Origin of the sequence: Niabella agricola, from assembly GCF_021538615.1 — a bacterium.
GTDB lineage: Bacteria > Bacteroidota > Bacteroidia > Chitinophagales > Chitinophagaceae > Niabella > Niabella agricola.
Window position 1 is genome coordinate 3,078,543 of the sequence record NZ_JAJHIZ010000003.1, and the last position, 23,242, is coordinate 3,101,784.

The following is a 23,242-nucleotide window of genomic DNA, read 5'->3' on the forward strand; positions in this document are numbered from 1 at the left end:
GATGTTATGAATTTGGATCAATATCGATAATATCTCCCGGCCTGCAATCCAGCGCCTTGCAAATAGCTTCCAATGTATCGAATCGTACGCCCTTGGCCTTGCCGGTTTTTAAAATGGAAAGGTTTACGATGGTAACGCCTACTTTTTCTGATAACTCGGTCAGCGACATTTTACGCTTCGCCAGCATCACATCCAGGTTGATAATAATAGACATAATTAAATAATCGAATCGTTTTCCATTTTTACTTCACTGGTGTATTGCAGTACGTCAGCGATCAGGAAAATACAAAGGATCAGGAACCAGGCTAGCGGGGTATTAAAAAGCGCAGTGAGCAGGGCATTCTGATAAAGATTGTGATCAGACAGGTGATTCATGACCGAATCCTGCTTGGATAAAATCGATTCCTGCCAGGTAGATATCGCCGCATCGATCAATAGCACCAGTACATTGAGCCAGCCGATCCACTTGATCTTTTTGTAATAACCCATATTCCATTTTATACGGCTCATTATGTTGCGGATAATGCGGAACAGCAGGTATCCCATAACCAGCAATATTCCGGATTTTACAAATTCCAGTATGTTCAATGGCAATACCCGCTTGCGGTATTCTTCAATGGATGCGATCGTAGACGAAAGAGAATTGGTGATCAGCATCACCAGGTTTACAACAAAAGCAATGCAAAGGAAGCCCAGGGCCATCAGGCTGCTGCCGGTAATTTTAAATTTTGGAGGCATATTTATTAATTGTTTATTCAGATAAAAGCTTCATTTTCCTGTTGTACATCTGTGCCGGCTTTAAAAACCAGCGAAAATACGATCATCATAGCTCCAAAAATCGTTTCCGGAGATACCAGCCGGAAAGAATAGCTGAAAGAATAACCGGAGTCGTTTATGTTCAGACCATTAATGGCTTCAATAAAAAGGACATTTTGAATGCTTTTGATTAACGGGATCAACATAAAAAGCAAACCCGTTATGAATAGCTTCCGGGTATTCTTTTTTGTAAAGACTTCGTTCCTGGACAGGTTGCCAAAAAACATTTTTAACTGGAAAGCTGCCAGCACAATGATTATATAGTAACTATAGTATGCCAGTTGAAATAAAACGGTAACGGGATTTAGCAGGTCTTTATACGTTTTAAACCGCAGGTGTACCAATGCCTCATTATGCGGTTGTACAATGATGGTTTTTTTGAACCATTGATCCAGGGTTTTACCGGGATCATGATAGGTGGTATCCGGCCTTTTTTGTGGTTTAGCCGTTATATTATTTATCTGGTAACCCCGCACGCTGCCACTGAGCGCAGGAGCACCGGAAGAAAAGATCTTTACAAGGAGCACCAGCAAGGTGAACAGAAAAACCGCACCCGATATCCGGTCCAGTATTTTGATAATTCTTGAATCTGCTATTTTCATATGTCGTGTTTTGGAACACGAACATACGCGATAATTAAAATAAAACAAAAAATATTTATCGTTTTATTTTAAAAAATTAATGTTTTATTTATTTACGTTCAGGGTCGTGCGCTCCTTACAACAAGCAGAACCTGCGTACTTACGGGGTTTTTATTTTGGGAAATGGCAGCTTAGATCAGTCGTTTCTGCTTCATACCCAGCCAGGTGGCCAGCTGTAAAACGGCAATAATGATAAGCACAGGAACGAGGTTCCGGAAAATGTCACCCAGGCGAGCTCCTTCAAGAAACAGCCCGTAGAAGGCTTCCAGGCACCAGTAAAGCGGGGAGATCCGCATTACGCCCTGGAAGGAGGCTGGCATGGCAAAGGCTGGAACCAGGAGTCCGCCGATGGCAGCAAACAATACAATGCTGATAGCGCCGATGCCGTTGCTTTGTTCCTGCGTATTGGCAAAAGTACCGATGCAGATGGCAAAGCTGGTAGCACACCATCCACAAAGAAAGGTTACCAGCAGCAAACCGGCCTTATCGGCGGGAATGTTTAATGCCGGGAGCCCGATCACCGGAAACAGCCAGCGGCCAATGCTGAAGATGACGGCAGCCTGCAGCATGGTGATGAGGATATAAGTGATCTGCTTGGAGGCAATGGAAACCGATAAGGAGGTGGGCATAGTTTTCAACCGCAAAAAACTGCCGCTGGTTTTTTCCCGCACCAGGCTGCTTCCCAGGGAGATCACAATAAAGAACATGGCAAAAAGTGTCCAGGCCGGTATATTGTGCTGGGTGGCATTGGGCACCGGTTGGCTATTGTCTTTGGAAACCGCCAGCTGGTTTACGGGTGTTTCGTTGGAAAGAATTTGTTGCTCCAGCGATTGGGGAATACTGGGCTCATTGTTAATGCTGCTGTATAGAGCCCGTACAATATATTTGCTTTGCACAATCTGCAGTACGCTGTTGAGCGCCCCGTCGATGCCCTGGCGAAACGATTTTTGCAGCACCGGGTGGTAATATAATGTTAACGGATTGGCTTTTATCCTGGAAGAATCGGTGGCCGAGCTGTCGGTAACCGCGATCGTTTTCAGCGCCTCTCCGGATACCCGCTCTGCTTTGGAGAGCACATCCTGCGTGTATTGCGGCGGAATAATGATGCCAAGCAAGGCATCTTTATTCTCCATCCTGCTTTTGATATCGCCGGCCGTAGCGGTGGCAGGTAATTTTTTAAGCGTAAACATGCCGCCTTTTTCTAGGGAGTGAATCAGTTCTTTTGAAGCTTCGCCCGTATCCCGGTTTAAAACAAGCAGCGGCACTTTTTTATCGTTTACCAGCTCAAACGTGCTGTTTTGTACAGAGGCAATGATGATGGCAAGAAGGATGGGCATGAGAAACATCAATGCCAGTCCCACTTTATCCCGCAACAGGATGCGGCCATCTTTTTTTATACTTGCCCAAAGTTTGTACATGTTTCCGGTTTGAGGTTTATTGTTTTTGGTTCAGACCATCAAGGATAAGCAAAAAACAATAAATTACTCCAAGCTCCAGCTGATATTACCGTCTTTTTCGTCTTTTAAAAGAATGCCGATGCCCGCCAGCTGGTTGCGGATCCTGTCGGAGGTGACAAAATCTTTACGGCTGCGGGCTTCTTTGCGGATCTCGATGAGCAGCTGCATTACGTCTTTCAGCTTTTCATTATCGGCAGCGGACACGGATGTAAGCCCAAGAATCGTTTCCAGGTAGGTGTGCATTTGCCGTTGCAACAATTCAAAACCTGCTTTTGAAATGTTGTTGAGCGGAATGGTTTTGTCTTTGAAGCTATTGATCACAGGCGCCAGCTCAAACATATTGGCCAGCACTTTTGCGGTGTTAAAATCATCATTCATGAATTCGTCAAACTCCGTCACCAGCTTCCTGAGGCGCTCATCCAGTTCCGGATCTGCCGCCGTTTCCTGCAGTTCGCCGCTCCGGTCCTGCAGCCGTTTTAAATTTTCATAAGCTTCCCAAAGGCGTTTCAACCCTTTTTCGGAGGCCTGCAGCGCTTCGTTGCTAAAGTCGAGCGTACTGCGGTAATGACTTTGGAGAATAAAAAAGCGTACCACCATCGGGTGATAGGCCTGGGTGAGCAGGGGATGATTGCCACTAAACAACTCGGTTAATTTGATCACGTTATTGTAACTCTTGCCCATCTTCCGGCCGTTGATGGTGATCATATTGTTGTGCATCCAGTATTTTACCGGTGCATGGCCGTTGCAGATGGTGCTTTGGGCAATTTCACTTTCATGGTGCGGAAACTGGAGGTCCATACCCCCGCCATGAATATCAAAATGATCTCCCAAATATTTGGTAGCCATAGCAGAGCACTCAATATGCCAGCCCGGGAATCCTTCACCCCAGGGGCTGTTCCAGCGCATAATATGTTTGGGCGGGGCCGCTTTCCACAACGCAAAATCGGCAGCGTCCCGCTTTTCTTCCTGGCCTTCCAGCTCGCGGGTGGCCTCCAGCAGGTCGTCTATCTTGCGGCCGCTGAGTTTTCCGTAATCGTGCCCCGCGGCATATTTTTTTACATCAAAATATACAGAGCCGTTCTTTTCGTAGGCATAGCCGTCCGCCATGATCTTTTTAATCATTTCGATCTGTTCTACAATATGACCAGTGGCAGTGGGTTCGATGGAAGGCGGAATGGTATTGAAAAGGTTCATTGCCCAATGAAACAGGTTGGTGTATTTTTGCACCAGTTCCATCGGCTCCAGTTTTTCCAGCACGGCCTTGCTGGAGATTTTATCCTCAGCTTCGCGCCCTTCTTCTTCAAAATGCCCCGCATCCGTAATATTGCGTACATAGCGTACTTTATAACCCAGGTATTGCAGATAACGGAACACCACATCAAACGTAATATAAGGGCGGGCATGCCCCAGGTGGCTTTCTCCGCTAACGGTAGGCCCGCAAACATACATTCCCACATAGCCCGGCGTAATCGGTTCAAACAGTTCTTTCTGGCGCGAATAGGAATTATGTATTTTAAGTGTACTCATACCATCTTTTTGTAAGATTACAAATATAAAGGAGGCGGCTGGTATTTAGCCGGGGATGGATAAAAAGAAAAATGAATATGCCGTTGTTGCCGGATCTGTTAAACCGGCGCTAAATCAGTTATAATGTGCAGTTTAAAGAGTAATCGCATCGTCTTACACATAGATCAAAACCCTTTTTATGAAATACCGTTTATTACTGGCCATATTCATTTTATCATTGTCGGAAAGCCATGCCCAGTTTTTGCTGAAGCCGGAAGGGTTTGCCACAGCCCGCGGGAACGAATACTATGTGGTTGAAGTACCCGGGACCACGCAGCAGCAGCTGTTTGAGGCGGTGGAGTGCCGGGTGAAAACCGGTTTTGGCTCGTTCCAGGACCGGATCGCTGCTATCCCGTATGGGGAAATTGTATTCCAGGCCACTGACCGGCAGGCGCTGCATTATTCCGGCAGGAGCTACGATGTTACCTTTCAGGCCGGGTTTGAGTTTAAAGATGGAAAAATAAAAGTGAATGCACCTGTGATCAAAAATATCAGGAGCTTTAACCCGATGGTCGATTCCGTTGCTTCCGTGTTATTCATAAAAAGCCCGGGACCCATGATCTTCCAGGAGTGGCGGTCTTTCGTGTTTGACAAAAAGAACCGGTTAAAGAACCGCCTGTTAAAAGAAACGTTGGAATTATTCGTTAATAAAAGACTGCTGCAGCCGCTGCTTGCCATTAACACAAATGAAGCGTGGTAACCCGGGTTAATCGGAACCGGGTGTTAACTGCAAATCACAGATCATCATATAGTGGTCGGAATAGTTGGTGGTCACCCTTTTGATCTGGTCGATTTTAAACCGGTCATCGGTAAAAATATAGTCGATCCGCAACGTGGGCGAAAGGGAATTATATGTTCTGCCAATACCCAGCCCTTTTTTAAGAAACGCATCCTGCATATCGCCTTTAACGGTGTGATAGGTATAGGAGTTGGGCACATCATTAAGATCTCCGCAGAAAATGGTGGGGTTTGGACTGTTCTTCAGGATCTCCGGCATCATATCGGCCTGGATGCTCCGGTGCTGGATGGCGGTTCGCAGCTTGGTGAAGATATAAAAGGCGTTGCTGATGATGTTGCCTTTTGCCTTTTTCAGTGCTTCGATTTTGGAAATATCTTCTTTTCGGAACTGGTTCGATTGAAGGTGGGTAGTATACACCCGGAATAGCCGGGCTCCTTTTTTGATGTCTACAAAGAGCAGGGCCTCCGGTAGCGTTGGGCGGGGATAGCGGATGATACCGGTATCGGTAATGGGAAGCCGGCTGAAGATCACACTGCCGTTAAACAGCCGGTCTCCATCCCAATCGTGGGAATAATAAAAATACGGATAGCCCAGCCCCTTGCTTACGGCCACAATATTATTGTACCAATCGGGGTTAATGGAAGAGCTGAACTCCTGAAAGCACAGGATATCTGCATTGGCGGCCTTTATTTGCTGGAGCATTTTATAACGGGTCTGACTGCCTTTATTATTATTGATGACCATCTCCACAAAGCGCGCTACGTTCCAGGTAACGACGCGGATATGGTCAGCTTTCTTTTCCTGGTGAAAGGGCTTTTTAAAATTAAAGGCGAAGAAGTTGGTTATAGCGCCACCTCCAAGGATTAATGCTGCTGCAGAGATCAGGGCCCATTGTTTTTTAATAAAGAGCCACCAACCAAAAAAAACCAGCACCAACAGTAATAAAAAAGGAAAGCCCAGGCTAAACAGGTAGAGAACAGGCCAGTCCATAGGACTGATATAGGCGGCCAAGCAGGCCAATAAGAAAAAAAGGACCACCAAAATATTGATGCTCAGTAAAACCTTATTGCTGATTTTTGCAAAAACACTCATCTACGGATCCTTTCAACCCGAAAGATAATTAAGTTATCTGCAAACTGGTAAAAACCGGGGAACGATTTTACCTATTTGCCTTTAAGATCTTCCTGGCTGGCGCGGTTTAAAAAATCCTTCTCTTCCTCTGTAAGCATTTCGTAACCACCAGCTTGGTTCATTTTATCTAAAATGGCATCCAGCCGCTGCTGGGTAAGCCGGGCAGTTTTCGTAAAGGGTTCTGTGGATGTTTTATAAAAATAAGTATCCTTTATTTTTTTCCGGTTTTCCGACCTCTCGGGGTTGAACAGGTTAATGAACCAGTCGTATATCCGGTTCATCCACTCACTTCCGTCATAGCCCTTCCGTAACAGATAAATAAACAGGAAGCCAGTTAGCGCTCCCGTGAGCTGCGAAAAATAAAGCGCCGGTACACCGGGAGGAATGGTTGCGAAATCAATGACTGTATAAATAAGCGTGATGATCCACAGGGAAATGCCTCCATTTAGCATCGGCAGCAGCTTATAATTGGGAGAAATGGTGGTAGCCGCCGCGGCAATGGCCAGGATACAGGCACCTGATCCGCTGAAGTAAGGAAAGGCGTGGGTTTCGGGGTGCATGGATTTGCAGACAAAAACATAAACCAGGCCTGACAATACCGTGGAATAAATAAAAAGGGGAATCAGCTTTCTGTTTCCGGTGATATCTATGAAAATAAAACCGAAGCACCAGAGCCACAACATATTCGCAATAAGTTCCCATACATTTACCTGTACAAATGAATAGGTAAGAAAGGTCCAGGTTTTAGCTAAGGCGGTGCTCAGTTTTGGAGATAAGGCGATGGTGCTCAGGATATGGTCGTTGAAATACCCCGTTACATCGGAGCCCTCATCAAAACGCAGGTAAGTCAGCGCTTTAAAAAAAGCAAGTACCACAAACAGGATCATGCTGATTGCAATGAGTATAACCAGTGGATTTACCCGTGTTCCAAAAGACAATCGGCTGTCATAGTTTCTGTCAGAAATACCCATATCAAATACCCAACAAAATTAAAGGGTTAAAAGTTGATTCTTTTTCAACGATAAATTTAGTAAAAATTACGCCGGTTTGTTTTATTCCAGATTTTCAGGAGAATAAAGCCGGTAATGGCGCCTCCCAGGTGTGCATAATGCGCAATGGTATCACCGGATGCACTGTACAATCCAAAAAACAGGTCAATGGCGATCAATCCGGTAATGGCCCATTTAGCCTTTACCGGCACGGGGATAAACATGATATACAGCTCCGTGTTGGGAAAGGTCATGGCAAATGCTACCAGTACGCCCATTACAGCGCCGGAAGCGCCTACGGCCATGCTGCCGGTGTTGGTATAATACTGAACAGCCAGGTGCAATGCTGCCGAGCCCAGTCCGCAAATAAAATAGAAGATCAGGAACCGTTTGGAGCCCCAAACATTTTCAAGGATACGCCCAAACATCCAGAGCGTAAACATATTAAAAAGAATATGGAAAAACATTTGTGAACCGGAAGCCGCATGAGCAAACATATGCGTAATCAGCTGATAGGGCTTAAAGCCTTCGCCGATGGGCCAGAGGCCCAGTTTGCCCGTTAGAAAACCTACGCTGTCCATCGCCCCGCCGATCATGATTACCGATTGGCCATATTTGTTGTCGAAGATGAGCTGGGCCACCCAAACCACCACATTAATGGCGATCAGGTATTTGATGGCGGGAGGAAACTTTTCGGCGGGTCTTGTAAAGTATGAACTCATGAATAATATTGTATTTAAATTAGGCTCATGGCCGGAGTTTCAGCTGCACCACGTTCTCAATATGCAGTGTGTGCGGAAACATATCTACCGGCTGGATTTTTGTGACCTCATATTTTTCGTTCAATAATGCCAGATCTCTTGCCTGTGTTGCCGGGTTGCAGCTTACATAAACCACGATGGGGGCGGCCATTTCATTGATCTTCTGCACCAGCTTCTCATGCATGCCCGCCCGCGGCGGATCGGTTACTATAACATCGGGACGCCCGTGTTGTTCAAAAAAAGCGTCCGAACAAATATCAATCACATCGCCTGCATAAAAATGGGTCTTTTCCAGGCCATTCAATGCGGCATTTTCTTTAGCGTCCTCAATGGCGGCTTCAATCACTTCCACACCGATCACTTTGCCGGCCTTCTGACTGCAGAAAATGCCGATGCTTCCGGTACCGCAATATAAGTCGTACAGGGTTTCATTCCCGGTAAGCTCCGCAAATTCCCGGGTTACGCGGTACAGTTCGTTGGCCTGTGCGGTATTGGTTTGGAAGAAAGACTTGGGGCCAATCTTAAACCGGTACTGATCCAGCTGTTCGGTTACATAACCTGGTCCGTACCAGGCCACCGGCTCCAGGTCGTGAAGACTGTCGTTTCTTTTGGTATTAATGGTGTACAGCAGCGTGGTGATCTGCGGAAACTGCGCCTGAAGATGATTCAGTATCTTTTCCCGTTTTTCTGGATCGTCTTCGCCCATCACCAGGTTTACCATCAGTTCTCCGGTTTCGCAAAGACGTACCTGCATGGTACGCAAAAAGCCTGTGTGCTGCCGGAGGTCGTAAAAACTATAATCATGCTCTTTGGCAAATGCCTTTACCGCCAGTCGGATGGCATTGGTGGGCTCCTCCTGTAAGTGACAGGTATGTATGTCTACGATCTTATCCCAGAAGCCCTTGGCATGAAAACCGGCAACGCCCTGTTTGCCATATTCATGCGGGTTGATGCCCTGTTCTTTCAATGTGTTGAACTGCTCTTTGGGCATAAATAGTTCGGTGCCGAAAGTATATTCAATTTTATTGCGGTACCGCCGGGTTTTAGCGGCGCCGAGTATGGACTGGATTTCCGGGAGGGGAACCTTCCCGATGCGCTGCAGGTTGTCTTTTACCTGCTGGTGCTTGTATTGCAGCTGTTTTTCGTAGGGCAGCATTTGCCACTGGCAGCCGCCGCAGACACCAAAATGTGTGCAAAACGGTTCCGTGCGTTCTGCGGAGTACGATTTAAAGGCAATGGGATGGCCTTCTGCCCAGTCCTTTTTGTTTTTACCCAACCGGATGTCTACCACATCACCGGGAACCACCTGTTCTACAAAGATTACTTTCCCGTCCACCCGAGCTATTGACCGCCCTTCGGCGGCATAGTCTTCAATCCGGATATTTTCAAGAACAATATTTTTCTTTTTTTTTCGAGCCATTTTATAGTTGTTTTCCCTGAATGAGAACAGCCGACCGGATGGATTGTTCCTTTAAATATAAAAATTCTTTTCTTTCCTCATCGCCCATGAACCGCTTGAAATCATCCTCGGTTTCAAAGGAAACCAGGTGCACTTCATAGGGCGGGTCCGTATTGATTTCAATGAAGGCGGCTTTTTCCGGGCGTAACCGGAACAAAAGCCGGCCGTTGTATTTTTTTATCAATGGTATGGTCCGTTGCTCAAAATCATGGAAAACGGCTTCGCTTCCTTCATTAACATAAATGAGTTGTGTAATAAATATCATCCGGAAGATTCAAATAATCGCGTGTTTGCAGCTTCAGCCCTGTTCCGCCGGCTGATTACAGTTCTCTTACCACATTGCTGATGATCTGCGGCCTGCCCAGGGTATAATAATGCAATACCGGCACCCCGTTCTTCTTCAGGTCCTTCGACTGCATCAGCAGCCATTCCGTGCCCACCTGCTCTACCTCTTCGTTGGTTTTACACTTCATCATCTCCTTCGAAAGATCGGTAGGCAGGTCAATATGAAAGGTTTTGGGAAGTACATTCAGTTGTTTGAGTGTGTAAACGGGTTTTAATCCGGGTATAATCGGAATGGTGATGCCCGCTTTGCGGCAGGCGTCTACAAATGCATAGAATTTGGTATTGTCAAAAAACATTTGCGTTACAATATAATCGGCCCCCGCCTCTACTTTTGCCTTCAGATAAGCCATATCTGTTTCCATATTGGGCGCTTCAAAGTGTTTTTCAGGGTAAGCGGCTACGCCGATACAAAAATTCGTCTTCTGTGAATTTTTCAGATCTTCCTCCAGGTAGACCCCGTTATTGAGATCCACCACCTGTTTTAAAAGGTCAATCGCATAGGAATGGCCGTCTGCCTGAGGAATGAAGGCGGTTTCATTTTTGGCGGCATCGCCCCGAAGCACCAGCACATTGTCGATGCCCAGGTAATTCAGATTGATCAGGGCATCTTCTGTTTCATTAATACTGAATCCTCCGCAGATCAAATGCGGAACCGTATCCACATTGTATTTGTTCATGATCGCCGCACAAATGCTTTCGGTTCCCGGCCGCTTACGCACCACTACTTTTTTAAAACTTCCGTCGGGGTTCTTTTTAAAAATATGTTCGCTCCGGTGGTAGGTAACGTTGATAAATGCGGGTTTGTACTCCATCAACGGATCCAAATGGTCGTAAAGCGCCTCAATGCCCTTTCCCTTCAACGGGGGCAGTATTTCAAAAGAAATCAATGTATCCTTTGCATTCTTAATATGATCGATCACCTTCATAGGCTGCAAAACTAATGGAAAGATACCAGTAATGCAGTTCCAGGTTCCAGGTTTAAAGTTCCAGGTTGGAGACGTTTGATACATGGAGGGCTGTCGCAGCTATGCATACTGGGTGCGGACCGGCTTCAATATTTAACGGCCCCTCAACAGAATAATGTGGAAGCTTTCTTATTTTTGCCACTTATGTTGATGAAAATACATACCAAGGACCTGGTAAAGCGTTATGGCGAACGTACGGTGGTAAACCACGTTTCTTTTGAGGTGAACCAGGGCGAAATTGTAGGCTTGCTGGGGCCAAACGGTGCGGGTAAAACCACGTCGTTTTACCAGGTGGTGGGCCTGATCAAGCCCGACGAAGGGGATGTATTTTTAAATGATCTGAACATTACCAAGCTGCCAATGTATAAACGGGCACAGATGGGTATTGGTTACCTCCCGCAGGAAGCGTCCGTTTTCCGGAAGCTGAGCGTAGAGGACAATATTTCGGCCGTATTGGAAATGACCAAACTTCCGCGGGCGGAACAAAAGGAGAAATTGGAATCGCTGCTGGCTGAGTTCCGGCTGGGGCATGTGCGGAAGAGCAACGGCGATGTGCTGAGCGGCGGGGAACGAAGAAGAACGGAGATTGCAAGAGCGCTTGCAGTAAACCCAAGGTTTATCCTGCTGGATGAGCCCTTTGCAGGGATCGACCCCATTGCCGTGGAAGATATCCAGAGTATTGTGGCCCGGTTAAAATACAAAAATATCGGCATCCTGATCACGGATCATAACGTAAACGAAACCCTCTCGATATGTGATCGAGCCTATTTGCTGATCGACGGAAAGATCTTTGAGAAAGGTACCGCTGAAGAATTGGCCGCCAATGAACAGGTGCGGCGCCTATACCTGGGCCGGAATTTCGAGCTGAAACGGAAAGATTACCTGCATGAAGAAGCCCAGCAAAACTCTGCTCAGGAACAAACAGCATCCGAAAACGAAGCAACCGGTCTTTAACTTCACGGCAGCTTTATATTTATATTACGAGGTTGCCGGCTGGTCTTCGGGTGCTTCCAGCTTATGCTCCTTCGAAAATTGATTGCGGTGTTCCGTAAACCTGCTGATGACCTCGTTTACCTGCTCAACAGATGTATTGATATTTTCATGTATATCCGGAAGGGCTAGTTCCAGTACGGTAACACCAAGATTCATATTTTCCGCTTCGATCTGTGCAATCTTTTTCAAAACAGCAGTTTCACTGTTTTTAAGATCCTCCAGTTCCCGCAGGATCTTGTCCATGGCTGTTAATTGTTCTCTTTTGTCCATAACCTGTTTTTTGGGGTGAAGGGTGATCAACCCGATAATGGAATCAACCAAACAGGCTCAAATAGCGTGCAAGACTGCTTTTCTGCTAAGGCTTTTGCGTTTCTTTTACATATAGTCCTGCTGTTTAATAATAAACGCGGCTAGCTATCCAGGAACAGGTCGGTGTAAAGCGGCCCTCCGGGCGTAATTGCATAAGCGTCGAAGTCGGTGATGCCTTCGGCTTTCAGTACTTCCTCGTCCAGGAAGCAATTACCAGTACAGCGACGCGCTTCTTTTTGTAAGACATAGAACGCGGCGTCTGCCACAATCCGGGGTGTGCGGCTCATATTGGCCAGGGCCTGTCCGCCCAGCAGGTTGCGCACGGCTGCCGTGTCAATGGTGGTTTTGGGCCATAATGCATTGGCCGCAATGGGAATATTTTTAAATTCTTCAGCCCATCCCAGCGTTAACAGGCTCATATTGTACTTGGAGATGGTATAGGCAATATGCGGTCCCAGCCATTTGGGATTAAGGTTGATGGGAGGTGACAGCGTAAGAATATGTGCGTTGGATGATTTTTTAAGATGGGGCAGGGCGGCCTGTACCATTAAAAAACTTCCCCGTACATTAATATCCTGCATCAGGTCATATCTTTTCCGGGGTGTGGCTGCCGTATCTGTTAAGGAAATTGCCGAGGCATTGTTGATGACAATGTCGATGCCGCCAAAGGTTTCCACCGCTGCCTTCATTACATGCTGTACCTGGTCCTCCTCCCGTACGTCACAGGGCACTGGCAATGCCCGGCCCCCAGCTGTATTTATTGCTTCGGCAGCCGAATAAATGGTGCCTCCAAGCTTTTCGTTTTCGGTTACCGACTTGGCGGCAATAACGATATTGGCGCCTTCCGCAGCAAGCTTCAGGGCTATGGCCTTTCCAATGCCACGGGTGGCGCCGGAAATAACAATGGTTTTATCCTTAAAAATCATAGGGTAAATTACGAAAACAAACCCATTCCAGTAAAAAAATGACTGTTGAGAAGCTTTGTAGTTGCTTACTTTTTTGGAGGTTGCGCTCCGGTTTTACCGGAGGCTCCTGTTTGGCCGGGGGCGCCTTTAGCAGAAGAAGTATCCACCGGACCTGGAACCCCGGTTGAACCGGGAATGGCCCCCGGGGCCATCTGCGCCTGGCCATGCGCATTTTTGAATTTTACGTCTTTCAGATCCTGGGTTGCCTCCAGGCCATGATCGCCCTGCACCCGTTGATCGTGGGCATTATACCGGGCCGGTTTATCGGTATAAAAAAGCTGTTTGTTCTGGTCCCACCAGAGATCCTGGCAATATAGGGTATCTCCTTTTACCGATACCACCCGCACACTGTCACGAAGATAGATCATGCTGATGGATTCCATGTATTTGCCGTATTTGCTGTCGAGCTTGCTTTCGATTTTGGCGCTGTCGTTATAGAAGTCTACATGCAATGTTTTGGGAAATTCTGTATAAACCGTATCCGCCTGCACGCGAAGCATAATGGGAGCGGTGAGCCGGGCTTTGACTTTGCCTCCCTGCGACAGGTAACTTTCTACTTTCAGTGCTTTGTCGGTCATGGAAACCTTTTTGCTAAGCGCGTTGATCTCCTCGTCTGTATTTTCACAGGCGGTCAAAAGCAGCAGCACTGCAGCAAGTAAAACGTATGATGAACGTAACTTCAAAACCTGTTTATTGCAAAAATAATGTAAATCTGCCAGGATCCGCCGGCCGGCTTAGCGGTCGCCGTTCCGGCGCTTGCCGAACCACATATCAGTCAGGGAGAAACCCACCGTTACCCGGTACATGTTCTCCTGCAGAACGCTCTTGCTGCTGCCCCGTTTCATGTATTCAAGCCCCAGATTGATCATAGTGGCCTGTCCTCTTGCCTGCTGGTTGTAGTTGGCCAGGGGCAGCCCGATACCTGCTGTAACGCCATACAACGGCAGCTGTTCTCCACGGAGTTTGATGTAATCCGGGCCGGTGAAAAATCCAATCCGGTAATACATCTGGCTGAGGTAATTTTTTTTGGTAACGGGGCTAAATTCTGCACCGATCTTTAGTTTCCAGTTGCTGGCCACTGCTGTATCGGGCAGGTTATTTTCCCGGTACTGCTGCCAGTTTGTTGTAGTAAAGTCCGCCCCAAATAACCAGCCGGCTTCCGTTTGGGTCTGGGCTTTTTGGAGAATAAATCCTGCTGTAAGGTTGGAGGGATACCGGAGGGTTGATTTAAACCCGCTGGAATCGACAATCTGCACCGCGCCGGTAGTATTATCCACTGCGCTGGAAGTATGGGCAAAATTGGTATTGATCTTTTGCTGCCAGTTGCCATATACCCCGATTCCCAGAAACAACTTATCGCTCACTTTTCCCTGGTACTGCAGACCCGCATCGGCATAAATGCCGCCCATGGAGGTTTTAGCATCCCAGATCCCAGTGTGGTAAACAGTTGAATCGTTAATCAGGTTCCGGTGCTGGGTATAGTCCTTCGAGCCAAAAAGATAGCCCCCGTTAATTCCCAGGCTGAGATAATGGTTCTTTGCAAGGGCAAATTTAACCCCTGTACCCAGGGATGCCAGGTAGGTACCACCGGATCCTTCAAAAACGGTGATTGCCGAATCGATGGCCTCTCCGGTATTTTCATCTCGGAGCGGACCGCTGGTATTCTGGATTTTATAGCTGATCCGGTTCAACGGCCGCAAACCCAGGGCCATACCCCAGTTGCGGCGGAGCGGAATACCCAGCGAGATCCGGTTAAAGATCAGGTTGCTGGATGTAAAGCGCGATTGCTGCGATTTGTCGATCAATGTACGGCCGGTACCCTCAATTCCGATATCCAGTATTGCCCGTCCCTGCAATTGTTTGCGGGTGCCGGGTTCGGTAATCGACAGAAAAAAGGCATAAGAGGCCGGGTTGGCATAGTTTACGGAAGAATAGCTGTTATATGCTGCGGAAACACCGCCCATACCCCTGCTGGTGGCGCTGGATGAAGATATCTCATCCCCCAGGCCATATCTTGAATATGGGGAATTATCCTGGGCGTTTGTAACAAAACCGAAGCCGGTTAAACAAACGGCTGCGGCAATACGTTTTATTACAGACGCGTCCAATTTTCTAAGCGTTGTTAACTTCACTAATAGCATATAGGCCTTTAAATATTAATTCAGGGTCGGCAAATATCCTGCTTTTCAGGTGTGATGCCAAATGTTGCATATCCCCACCGGTTAATACCACGTTAAAGTTGTCGAATTTTTCCTCGTAAGCTGCTATAAACCCATCCAGTTCATAGGCCATTCCCAGGATAACACCGGATAAAATATTGGTTTCTGTATCATACCCCATCAATGGAACATCTGCTTTTGGGGCAACAAGAGGCAACTTTGCAGTATAATACTGCATGGACTTTAGCCGCATTTCCAATCCCGGTGAAATAGCACCGCCCACCAGTTCCCGGTACTTATTTACAAAATTGAGGGTAACGCAGGTGCCCAGCCCGATCAGGAGCAGGTTTTTGCCGGGATAAAAATGCACGCCGCCCGAAGCAATGGCCAGCCGGTCTGAGCCAATGGTTTCGGGTTTGCCTACCGGTGTGGTAATGGGCAGTTGGGACTGGTAATTGAGCAGGTGAAAACGGGTAGTGTCTTTTAAAACCGTCTCTATCTCTTCATTATGATGGATAACCGAAGACAGAATGGACTTTGCCGGTTGATAAGCCTCGACCAGCGATCGGATGGTTGCTGTGGTGTCATCCTGCAGTACAAGGGTTTTTGTAAGTTCATTGTTATGAAAAACAGCAACTTTTTTCCTTGTATTTCCAAAGTCGAAACAAAGTGTGGTAGACATAAAGTGCAAGTAAATAAAAAATCAGGAACTTTTCCCCCCTTTCTTATAATCATGTAGTGAGGGTCTGGAACCGGCAGAATCTGGTCTTTCCGGCCTATTTCAGATCAAATCCGCTCAGGTTTCGGAAATGACCATTCATTTGTATCTTTTGTTTTAGTGCGTTCATCTGTTCAAAAACCGGCAGTGTTTTTTCAAAATGCCGCTTCAGGTATTCCTGCCGTTGTCGTTCCTGGGTCAGTTGTAAAAATTCATATTCCTCCTCGATGGTAAGACCGGAATGGTGTGCGATATCATAGGCGGTTAACAGATGATCCTCTTTCCGGAACTCTTTTTTTACCTGCAGGTAGTCGTGTAGGGCACGCATTTGCTTTACCAGCTGCAGCATTACCTCAGGATTGCCGTTCCGGTTGTTTTGCGGGTAATTGACAATGGCTCCGGAATAGAGTTTTTCCGGGATCTCCCGGATTACTTCTAAAATCCGAAACAGATCACCTCCTTTTGTATGAATGTCCATTTCGCCATTTTCATAGGTCTTTACTATCTCCTCCACGTGCACCAATGAGCCCCATTCCTGGAGCTGGTTGTTGACAACCACCGGTATCCCAAACGGTTTATGGCTGGTAGCCGATTCGTGGATCAGTTGTTTATACCTGGGTTCAAAAATATGCAGGTTTACCTGTTCTCCGGGAAATACAACGATCGACAACGGAAATATCGGTATGAAATTGGTCATGCCCAAAGGTAAAAAAAGTTTAAGGTCTGTGTTTTTATTAATTTTTAATAGACCACCAAACAGAAATAAGACTCCGGAAATTGGGGTCGGAACCTGGTCTGTGATGGGAGACAGGAGCAGCCGGTAAGAGCCTTCCATTTTCAGAGGCGGCTAAAAATCGCAGGCTGTCTTCTTTTCAAACTATAATTGTTCCGTATTTTAGCGATAATTATATGTGGAGCACGCTCATAACCGGGGTACAACAGGGCGATATGAAAAGTATCGCCCGGGCTATCAGTCTTGTAGAAAATGAGCAGGAAGGATATGCCGCTTTCCTGGAGAGTCTCCGGCAGCATGCCGTTCCCGTGGTAGGCATTACCGGTCCTCCGGGGGCGGGAAAAAGTACCTTAACAGACGCACTGATAGGATTAGCGATAGCCGAGGGCAAAAGAGTGGCGGTGATCTGCGTGGACCCCTCCTCTCCTTTTCATTTGGGAGCGCTTTTGGGCGACCGCATCCGCTTAAACCGGTGGTACCTGGATGAACGGGTTTTTATCCGTTCGCTTGCGAGCCGGGGTGCAATGGGCGGGCTCAATCCGAAAGTCATTGAAATCACCGACTTGCTGAAAGCTGCGCCTTTCGATCTCATTATTGTTGAAACGGTGGGCGTGGGACAAAGTGAAATTGAGATTGCCGGACTGGCAGACGTAACAATTGTGGTGCTGGTGCCGGAGGCTGGTGATGAAGTTCAAACGATGAAGGCTGGCTTAATGGAAATTGCAGACATCTTTGTGGTGAACAAGAGCGACCGCCCGGGTGCCGATCTTTTTATAAAGCATCTGCGGCAGATGCTGGCACCGGCGTTTTCCAGAACAACCGGATTGCTGCCGGTGATACCTACAGTGGCTCATGAAATGAAGGGGGTGGACGTATTGTATCAGCAACTGCTTGAGAAAATTGCAGCGGCTGTTCCAAATGAGCGAAAGAGCTGGCTTTTGGCAGAGAAAGCATACCTGCTCCTTCAAAAAAAACGGATGCAGGGCATCGATAAAAGGGCGTTAAAAGAAGCGATAGAGGCCGAAATGAAAACGGGCCGGTTTAATTTATACCGGTTTGTAAAAAACGGAGCTCCGCAATAACTGGTCTGCGCTCAGGAGCCCTGCAAATGATTTTGAATGCCTACGGGTGCCGTAATCAGTTTTTCTGAGATCGATTTTTGCAGCAATTCATTATTGGTCAGGACGCTGTTTCGTTCTTTTTCTTTATGGTAAATATGAAAAACGATCGCGCTGTGCTTTACCACCATTTTTGATATTCCAAGATTGATGAGCCGGGCAGCAATTTCATTGTCTTCCCTTCCCCAGCCCTGTATTTCCTCGTTATAGCCATTAACCGCCATCAGGTCCTTTCTCCAAAAAGCCATATTACAACCTCTTAAATAGAAGATGTCGGCTGCCCGGTGCCTTTTATAAAGTTTGGTAAGGATCGGAATCCGCAAGCCGTTGTTTTTATTTAGCGAACTCCAGCGGAAAATGGAAGCTTTTCCTTGCCGGCGGTCCAGTAATCTTTTGGAATAGGCTTCACTCAGAATCACCCGGCTGCCGGTGGCAAAGCATCCGGGGCGGCTTAAACGGAGATGGTCTTCTACAAACCGTTTATGAAGGATCAGATCGCTATCTATCTGGATGATATACGCGTAATTTGCTTTGGCGATGGCCTTGTTCCGGATCCTGGCCAGCTGAAAGCCTTCGTCCGGCTGCCATACATGGATGAGCGGAACCGGGAACAGGGGCCGGAACCGCTCGATCAGGTCATGGGTTTCACGTGTGGATCCGTCATCCGCAACAATGACCTCATTGGGCATCCGGCTTTGCCTTAATATACTTTTCAGGCAACACTCCAGTGCTTCCGGCCAGTTATAGGTGGAAATAATTAATGAGGAAGTTGGATAACTTTTTTTAATCATGCCGTGTTCATCTTGAGCGAGCCATTGCTGCAGCAATTTCTTTTTTGGTCCGTTACTTTTAATCTTTTCGAATACTGTTTCCTTTTCCGGCTGCCGGTTGTGAGCTCCTTGTAGGGTGCATGCAGCCTGTTTTTAACCATTTACCGGCGGCGTTCCGGTAAAATCCTGTTCCAACGGGGCCGTTTCACCAACACCGTTGACAAAAATAAGGGAGATCTTGTTGCCGCACTGCGATGTTTTATGCCAATAGCATCCTATCTGAATCCGGGCAGGTGGTTGAATGCGGCAATCCTGCAACGAGGCTCCCTGGGAATTATTAAAGAGCGCCGGTGCTTTTCCCCGAACTGCGTCATGCTTTGACTTATTGGTCGGCAGTTCGTTTTGTGTTACTAAAAGACCGGGGCGGCCATCTTTGGCCGGTTTTGTGCAGCATCGACCGGTTGCGGGTAAACGTTTCCGGATCTGCCCGGTTGCGCTGCCATTCTGTTATCTGTGTTTGAATACAAATGCCGGAATACTGCTTCTAACGTGCCGTCTCTTGCAAAATACCATTACACAAAGGTATTGATTCGCTGTATATCTTTCGAATAATTAAGCGCACGGCTATAAGGAGTCCGGCCCTGGGGCATTGAGCTCCGGCATTTGTGCAGGATGCTACTTTCGCTTTTGCAATTGTTGCAGGGTAGCCTTCAGGTCCTTGTGCAAAGGCGCTTCCAGTTCCAGCCAGTTCCCATCTGGCGCCTGAATTTTTAATTGAGCTGCATGCAGGGCTAAGCGGTTCAGTAAGGGTCGCTCCTCCAAATGATCTTTCGAGAGGTTGAATTTTGATTTAAACGAAGATAAATAGACCGGCCTGCCATCTCCATAGAGCGCATCAACTGCCAGCGGATGCCCGATCTCTTTTGCATGGATCCGTATCTGGTGCGTTCGGCCTGTATGGATCCGGAATTCCATCCAGCTGTAAATGGTAAAATTATCCAGTACCTTAAAATCAGTTAATGCCGGCTTACCCCGCCGGTGAATGATCATGGAGCCCCGCTTTACCATGTTTTCGGCGATTGGAGCATCGATACTACCCGAATGCTCTGATACCGACCCAATGACCAGGCCATTATAAATTTTTATTGTTTTGCGGGCCTCAAACTGCTGGCAAAAGTACCTGTGCGCTTCAGTATGTTTTCCAAAAATGATCAATCCGCTGGTTTCACGATCCAGCCGGTGAATGGTAAAAACATCCGGATAACGTTGCAGCAGCAGTTCTTTAAGCGAAACCTCCTTGCCTTCCCGGTCCGGAATAGAAAGCAGCCCGGAAGGTTTATTCAGGGCCACCAGGTCATCATTTTCAAAAACAATTAAATCCTGAAGCTTCATATTTATTTAAGGTACGTTTGTGGTTAGCGGGGGCATTTTCCCCCCTGAAACCGTCAGCGAAGGGCAGCAGTTTATTTTTTTCCTTTTCCAAAAAATTTAAGGTTACGTACTTCCTTTTCTGTCAGGAAACGAAATTTGCCGCGCTCAATATTCTTTTTGGTAAGCCCGCCGAACATCACCCGGTCCAGGTGTTTTACCTCGTATCCCACGGATTCAAAAATGCGGCGCACAATGCGGTTCCGGCCATTGTGTATTTCAATCCCGATCTGTGTTTTGTCCTTCATATCGGAATAGGCAAGCACATCCACCGGTGCAGGGCCGTCTTCCAGTACTACCCCTTTCAGTATTTTGTCAAAGTCTTTCTTTTCAAGAGGCTTGTTCAATGTGGCGGCGTAGATTTTTTTTATCTCATTGCTAGGGTGGGTGAGTTGCTGGGCCAGTTCTCCGTCGTTGGTGATCAGCAGCACTCCGGAGGTGTTCCGGTCCAGGCGCCCTACAGGATATACCCTTTCGGTGGTTGCCGTTTTAATAAGGTCCAGTACCGTTTTGCGTTTTTGCGGATCATCTGTTGTGGTAATATAATCTTTGGGCTTGTTCAACAGGATATAAACCAGGTTTTTGGCCGGGGTTACTTTTTTATTGTTTACAGTGATCACATCGGCCGGCTGCACCTTATAGCCCGGTTCCATAACTACAGCGGCGTTTACCTTTACTTTTCCGTCTTTGATCAGTTCGGCTGCATCTCTTCTGGAACAGATACCACTATGGGCCAGGTATTTATTTAAGGGCATTTGTGCCGCTGCCGTGGTTTTACGTTCAATTTTGGGTGCTGCGCTCTGGGTTGCTTTGGCTGCGGCCTCGGCCTTCTTTTGCTCAAAGAAAGCAGCCCGCTCTTTTTTATATTGTCTTTTTTCCTGCTTAAAGGCTTCTTTTATAGCAGCATTGCTTTTCTTGTTTGCAAATTTTGCAAAGCGGGGATCTATTTTTTTCATTGTATGAATTGCTATTTTACAACAGTAAGCTGCAAATATCGTAAAAAAAGGGCCACCTTAAAAAAATAAGATGGCCTCCTGGTAAATATAAAACGATCACTTCTTATTGCTGAGCCTGCCTGTCTCTGCCTTTTTCCCGGCGTTCTTTCATTTTTGCTTCCATTTTTTCTATCTGCTCTTTTGTAAGGATTTTATCCCTTGCTTCTTTCTGTGTGGCACGCAGCGCCTTCATTTTTTCTTTTTTCTGATCATCGTTGAGGGTGGCATCGTCCTGGATCGCTTTGCGCTGTTTCATACCGTCTTCGCTCAATGCTTTTAACTTGTCCTTCTGGTCTTTTGATAAATTCAGATCCGGATCATCTGCCCAATTCATGCCCCTGCCACGGTCATTCATGCCTTTTTCGGATTTTTCTTTTTTGGGCGCATCCTGCGCAAATGTGGCAGAAACGCTGAACAGGCTTACGATTGCTGCAATTAAGATTGTTTTTTTCATTTTTTGTTTTTTAAGTTTTAACAGATGCTTGTTTATTGTTTAGAAACATTCTTACGGGTATAACTCTTCCATTGCTGCCACTGGTCGGCAGTGAGCACATTTTTTTGTTTTTTCCGGAATGCTTTTCTCAGTTCGTCCAAACGGTTCTTTTTTTCCGGATCGGACAGGGTGTGGTCCTGCCGGATGGACCGGGCTTGTTCTCTAAATGCGTGCTGCAGATCTTTCATTTTTTGCTGCTGATCGGCTGAAAGCTTTAACTGAGGATCAGGCTTATCGGTTGTGCGGGACAGCTGATTATGATCCCTGTCAGGGCCATTGGCGGTATCACGCTGGTTGACAGTAATCAGTTGTTGTTTTGAGTTTTTTCGTCCGGAGGCCTCGTTTTCCCAGATTTTCTGCTGTTCCGGTGTTAACAGGGCATTGCGTTTCTGACCCAACTGTTGCTTCAGTGCCTGTAACTTTTTCTTTTTTTCTGCCGGGGTGAGGGCCTCGTCCTTGCGTACGGCAGCAACTGCCGCCTTCCCCTCTTTTTGTAAAGCGATCAGCTGGCTTTTCTGATCCGCGGTCAATTTTAGTTTTTGATACACATCATACTGTTCCCGTTTGGTTTCAGTACGCTGAATCCCTTTATTGGGCCGGGATGGGATCTCCTGTGCGGCTGCAATTACTGTTACAAACAGCAAACCGGCAAAAAAAACGGGTTTTATGTTCAATGGCGGACGCATTTATTTTTTCTTAGATGGGTTTTTGGAAAAATACCTTCTGGGGTGGCGTTAAAATTTTATAAACAGGTGTTGGACCGCATTTTTACACAAAAGTTTAATAGTTACGGAGTGGATTTTGAGGAAGCGGAAGCTAAATTTGCGCACGCATGAACCGGAGGAAATTTTTAAAATACGGGGGTATCCTGGGTGGGGCCGGACTGCTTACAGGATTGTATACCTGGCAGGTAGAGCCGTTCTGGCTGGAATTTACGCGGGTGCCCATGCGGGTCAAGAACCTGCCTCCGGCCCTGGCCGGCAAAACCCTGATGCAGATCAGCGATATCCATATCGGGGAGCGCTCCCGGGATCGCTACCTGAAGGATGCATTTATAAAAGCCGCCGGCTATCAGCCCGACTTTGTTGTTTATACCGGTGATTTTGTCACCTATAGCGAACCCCGCCAGATGGATCAGTTGCATAAGCTGATGCAGCATGCTCCCCGCGGCCGTTTGGGAACTGCGGCTATTTTGGGTAACCATGACTATGGCGACAACTGGAAAGACAGTGCCCTGGCAAATAAGATTGAAGACTTGCTCAACAGCCACCAATTGCCGGTTTTGAGAAATGCGCAACAACATTTTTCCGGACTCAATTTTATTGGCATCGATGACAAGTGGGGTACCAACTTTTATCCGGAAAAGGCAATGCAGCATTGGAACCGGGAGGCTGCAACGGTGGTTTTATGCCATAACCCCGATGTGCTGGATATGCCGGTCTGGAATGGCTACGATGGCTGGGTGATCAGCGGGCATACACACGGCGGGCAATGCAAACCGCCGTTTCTGCCGCCGCCGCTGCTGCCTGTGAAAAATAAACGGTATGCTTCCGGAAAAATTGATTTTGAGGATGGCCGGTCTCTTTATATTAACCGCGCCCTGGGCTTTACCTGGCAGGTGCGATTTAATGTGCGGCCGGAGATCACCATTTTCCAGCTGGAACCAGCTTGATCAGTAGTTACAGCCCTTGT

The 23,242-nt window shown here is 47.1% G+C and carries 26 protein-coding genes; 4 read left to right on the forward strand and 22 right to left on the reverse strand.

Translation table 11 applies throughout. The features are described from left to right. Window positions 1-4: 4 nt before the first annotated feature. The 5 genes from LL912_RS18260 to cysS all read right to left on the reverse strand — a co-directional run bounded on the left by LL912_RS18260 (window position 5) and on the right by cysS (window position 4,441). The gene (locus LL912_RS18260; RefSeq protein WP_235555040.1) at window positions 5-214 is read right to left on the reverse strand and encodes a helix-turn-helix domain-containing protein; all 210 of its coding nucleotides are present in this window, start codon (window positions 212-214) and stop codon (window positions 5-7) included. Between the two features lie 2 nt (window positions 215-216). Continuing rightward, entirely contained in the window at window positions 217-738 is a 522-nt protein-coding gene (locus tag LL912_RS18265) for a hypothetical protein (RefSeq protein ID WP_235555041.1), read from the reverse strand. A gap of 17 nt (window positions 739-755) precedes the next feature. After that, window positions 756-1,418, reverse strand: coding sequence for a DUF2975 domain-containing protein (locus LL912_RS18270; RefSeq protein ID WP_235555042.1), 663 nt, complete (start codon window positions 1,416-1,418; stop codon window positions 756-758). A gap of 170 nt (window positions 1,419-1,588) precedes the next feature. Then, on the reverse strand, window positions 1,589-2,875 hold the full coding sequence (locus LL912_RS18275) for an ABC transporter permease (RefSeq protein WP_235555043.1): 1,287 nt from the start codon (window positions 2,873-2,875) through the stop codon (window positions 1,589-1,591). Between the two features lie 63 nt (window positions 2,876-2,938). Next, window positions 2,939-4,441 (reverse strand): cysteine--tRNA ligase, encoded by a 1,503-nt coding sequence (gene cysS / locus LL912_RS18280; protein ID WP_235555044.1) that lies wholly within the window; start codon window positions 4,439-4,441, stop codon window positions 2,939-2,941. Between the two features lie 178 nt (window positions 4,442-4,619). Here cysS and LL912_RS18285 point away from each other — a divergent pair, with 178 nt between their 5' ends. Beyond that, entirely contained in the window at window positions 4,620-5,180 is a 561-nt protein-coding gene (locus LL912_RS18285) for a hypothetical protein (RefSeq protein ID WP_235555045.1), read from the forward strand. 6 nt (window positions 5,181-5,186) lie between these two features. Here LL912_RS18285 and LL912_RS18290 read toward each other — a convergent pair whose 3' ends face one another. The 6 genes from LL912_RS18290 to metF all read right to left on the reverse strand — a co-directional run bounded on the left by LL912_RS18290 (window position 5,187) and on the right by metF (window position 10,830). Then, on the reverse strand, window positions 5,187-6,311 hold the full coding sequence (locus LL912_RS18290; RefSeq protein WP_235555046.1) for an endonuclease/exonuclease/phosphatase family protein: 1,125 nt from the start codon (window positions 6,309-6,311) through the stop codon (window positions 5,187-5,189). Between the two features lie 71 nt (window positions 6,312-6,382). Continuing rightward, window positions 6,383-7,288 carry a rhomboid family intramembrane serine protease gene (locus tag LL912_RS18295; RefSeq protein WP_235555047.1) on the reverse strand — a complete coding sequence of 302 codons (906 nt, stop codon included), beginning with the start codon at window positions 7,286-7,288 and terminating at the stop codon, window positions 6,383-6,385. An 89-nt stretch (window positions 7,289-7,377) separates the two neighbouring features. After that, window positions 7,378-8,061, reverse strand: a complete 684-nt coding sequence (locus LL912_RS18300) for a rhomboid family intramembrane serine protease (protein ID WP_235555048.1) — start codon at window positions 8,059-8,061, stop codon at window positions 7,378-7,380. Window positions 8,062-8,086: 25 nt separating this feature from the next. Then, complete coding sequence (rlmD, locus tag LL912_RS18305) at window positions 8,087-9,520, reverse strand: 23S rRNA (uracil(1939)-C(5))-methyltransferase RlmD (RefSeq protein ID WP_235555049.1); 1,434 nt, start codon at window positions 9,518-9,520, stop codon at window positions 8,087-8,089. Between the two features lies 1 nt (window position 9,521). Continuing rightward, window positions 9,522-9,824, reverse strand: coding sequence for a DUF1330 domain-containing protein (locus tag LL912_RS18310; protein ID WP_235555050.1), 303 nt, complete (start codon window positions 9,822-9,824; stop codon window positions 9,522-9,524). A gap of 55 nt (window positions 9,825-9,879) precedes the next feature. Next, the gene (metF, locus tag LL912_RS18315; RefSeq protein WP_235555051.1) at window positions 9,880-10,830 is read right to left on the reverse strand and encodes a methylenetetrahydrofolate reductase [NAD(P)H]; all 951 of its coding nucleotides are present in this window, start codon (window positions 10,828-10,830) and stop codon (window positions 9,880-9,882) included. A gap of 183 nt (window positions 10,831-11,013) precedes the next feature. On the opposite strand from metF, the gene lptB reads away from it, so the two are divergent. After that, window positions 11,014-11,823, forward strand: coding sequence for an LPS export ABC transporter ATP-binding protein (gene lptB / locus LL912_RS18320; protein WP_235555052.1), 810 nt, complete (start codon window positions 11,014-11,016; stop codon window positions 11,821-11,823). Between the two features lie 24 nt (window positions 11,824-11,847). On the opposite strand, the gene LL912_RS18325 is transcribed toward lptB, so the two are convergent. The 6 genes from LL912_RS18325 to LL912_RS18350 form a co-directional block, all read right to left on the reverse strand. Continuing rightward, on the reverse strand, window positions 11,848-12,132 hold the full coding sequence (locus LL912_RS18325) for a hypothetical protein (protein ID WP_235555053.1): 285 nt from the start codon (window positions 12,130-12,132) through the stop codon (window positions 11,848-11,850). A gap of 140 nt (window positions 12,133-12,272) precedes the next feature. Beyond that, a complete protein-coding gene (locus LL912_RS18330; protein ID WP_235555054.1) occupies window positions 12,273-13,097 on the reverse strand; it encodes an SDR family oxidoreductase in 825 nt (274 codons plus the stop codon). Window positions 13,098-13,162: 65 nt separating this feature from the next. After that, window positions 13,163-13,819 (reverse strand): LPS export ABC transporter periplasmic protein LptC, encoded by a 657-nt coding sequence (lptC, locus tag LL912_RS18335; RefSeq protein ID WP_235555055.1) that lies wholly within the window; start codon window positions 13,817-13,819, stop codon window positions 13,163-13,165. Between the two features lie 51 nt (window positions 13,820-13,870). Continuing rightward, complete coding sequence (locus LL912_RS18340) at window positions 13,871-15,277, reverse strand: hypothetical protein (protein ID WP_235555056.1); 1,407 nt, start codon at window positions 15,275-15,277, stop codon at window positions 13,871-13,873. Continuing rightward, a complete protein-coding gene (locus tag LL912_RS18345) occupies window positions 15,249-15,977 on the reverse strand; it encodes a type III pantothenate kinase (RefSeq protein ID WP_235555057.1) in 729 nt (242 codons plus the stop codon). Before LL912_RS18345 ends, LL912_RS18340 begins: the two co-directional genes overlap by 29 nt. A gap of 94 nt (window positions 15,978-16,071) precedes the next feature. Next, on the reverse strand, window positions 16,072-16,710 hold the full coding sequence (locus tag LL912_RS18350) for an LON peptidase substrate-binding domain-containing protein (RefSeq protein WP_235555058.1): 639 nt from the start codon (window positions 16,708-16,710) through the stop codon (window positions 16,072-16,074). Window positions 16,711-16,961: 251 nt separating this feature from the next. Between LL912_RS18350 and meaB the strand changes: the two genes are divergently transcribed. Beyond that, window positions 16,962-17,828 carry a methylmalonyl Co-A mutase-associated GTPase MeaB gene (gene meaB, locus LL912_RS18355; RefSeq protein WP_235555059.1) on the forward strand — a complete coding sequence of 289 codons (867 nt, stop codon included), beginning with the start codon at window positions 16,962-16,964 and terminating at the stop codon, window positions 17,826-17,828. Between the two features lie 11 nt (window positions 17,829-17,839). Here the strand turns inward: meaB and LL912_RS18360 are convergent, their stop codons facing one another. The 5 genes from LL912_RS18360 to LL912_RS18380 form a co-directional block, all read right to left on the reverse strand. Further along, window positions 17,840-18,655 (reverse strand): glycosyltransferase family 2 protein, encoded by an 816-nt coding sequence (locus LL912_RS18360; protein WP_235555060.1) that lies wholly within the window; start codon window positions 18,653-18,655, stop codon window positions 17,840-17,842. 654 nt (window positions 18,656-19,309) lie between these two features. Continuing rightward, a complete protein-coding gene (locus LL912_RS18365) occupies window positions 19,310-20,026 on the reverse strand; it encodes an RluA family pseudouridine synthase (protein WP_235555061.1) in 717 nt (238 codons plus the stop codon). Window positions 20,027-20,097: 71 nt separating this feature from the next. Beyond that, the gene (locus LL912_RS18370; RefSeq protein WP_235555062.1) at window positions 20,098-21,018 is read right to left on the reverse strand and encodes a pseudouridine synthase; all 921 of its coding nucleotides are present in this window, start codon (window positions 21,016-21,018) and stop codon (window positions 20,098-20,100) included. A 103-nt stretch (window positions 21,019-21,121) separates the two neighbouring features. Then, a complete protein-coding gene (locus LL912_RS18375; protein WP_235555063.1) occupies window positions 21,122-21,511 on the reverse strand; it encodes a hypothetical protein in 390 nt (129 codons plus the stop codon). Between the two features lie 32 nt (window positions 21,512-21,543). After that, window positions 21,544-22,224 (reverse strand): hypothetical protein, encoded by a 681-nt coding sequence (locus LL912_RS18380; protein ID WP_235555064.1) that lies wholly within the window; start codon window positions 22,222-22,224, stop codon window positions 21,544-21,546. Between the two features lie 158 nt (window positions 22,225-22,382). On the opposite strand from LL912_RS18380, the gene LL912_RS18385 reads away from it, so the two are divergent. Next, window positions 22,383-23,222, forward strand: a complete 840-nt coding sequence (locus LL912_RS18385) for a metallophosphoesterase (RefSeq protein ID WP_235555065.1) — start codon at window positions 22,383-22,385, stop codon at window positions 23,220-23,222. Window positions 23,223-23,242: the final 20 nt, after the last annotated feature.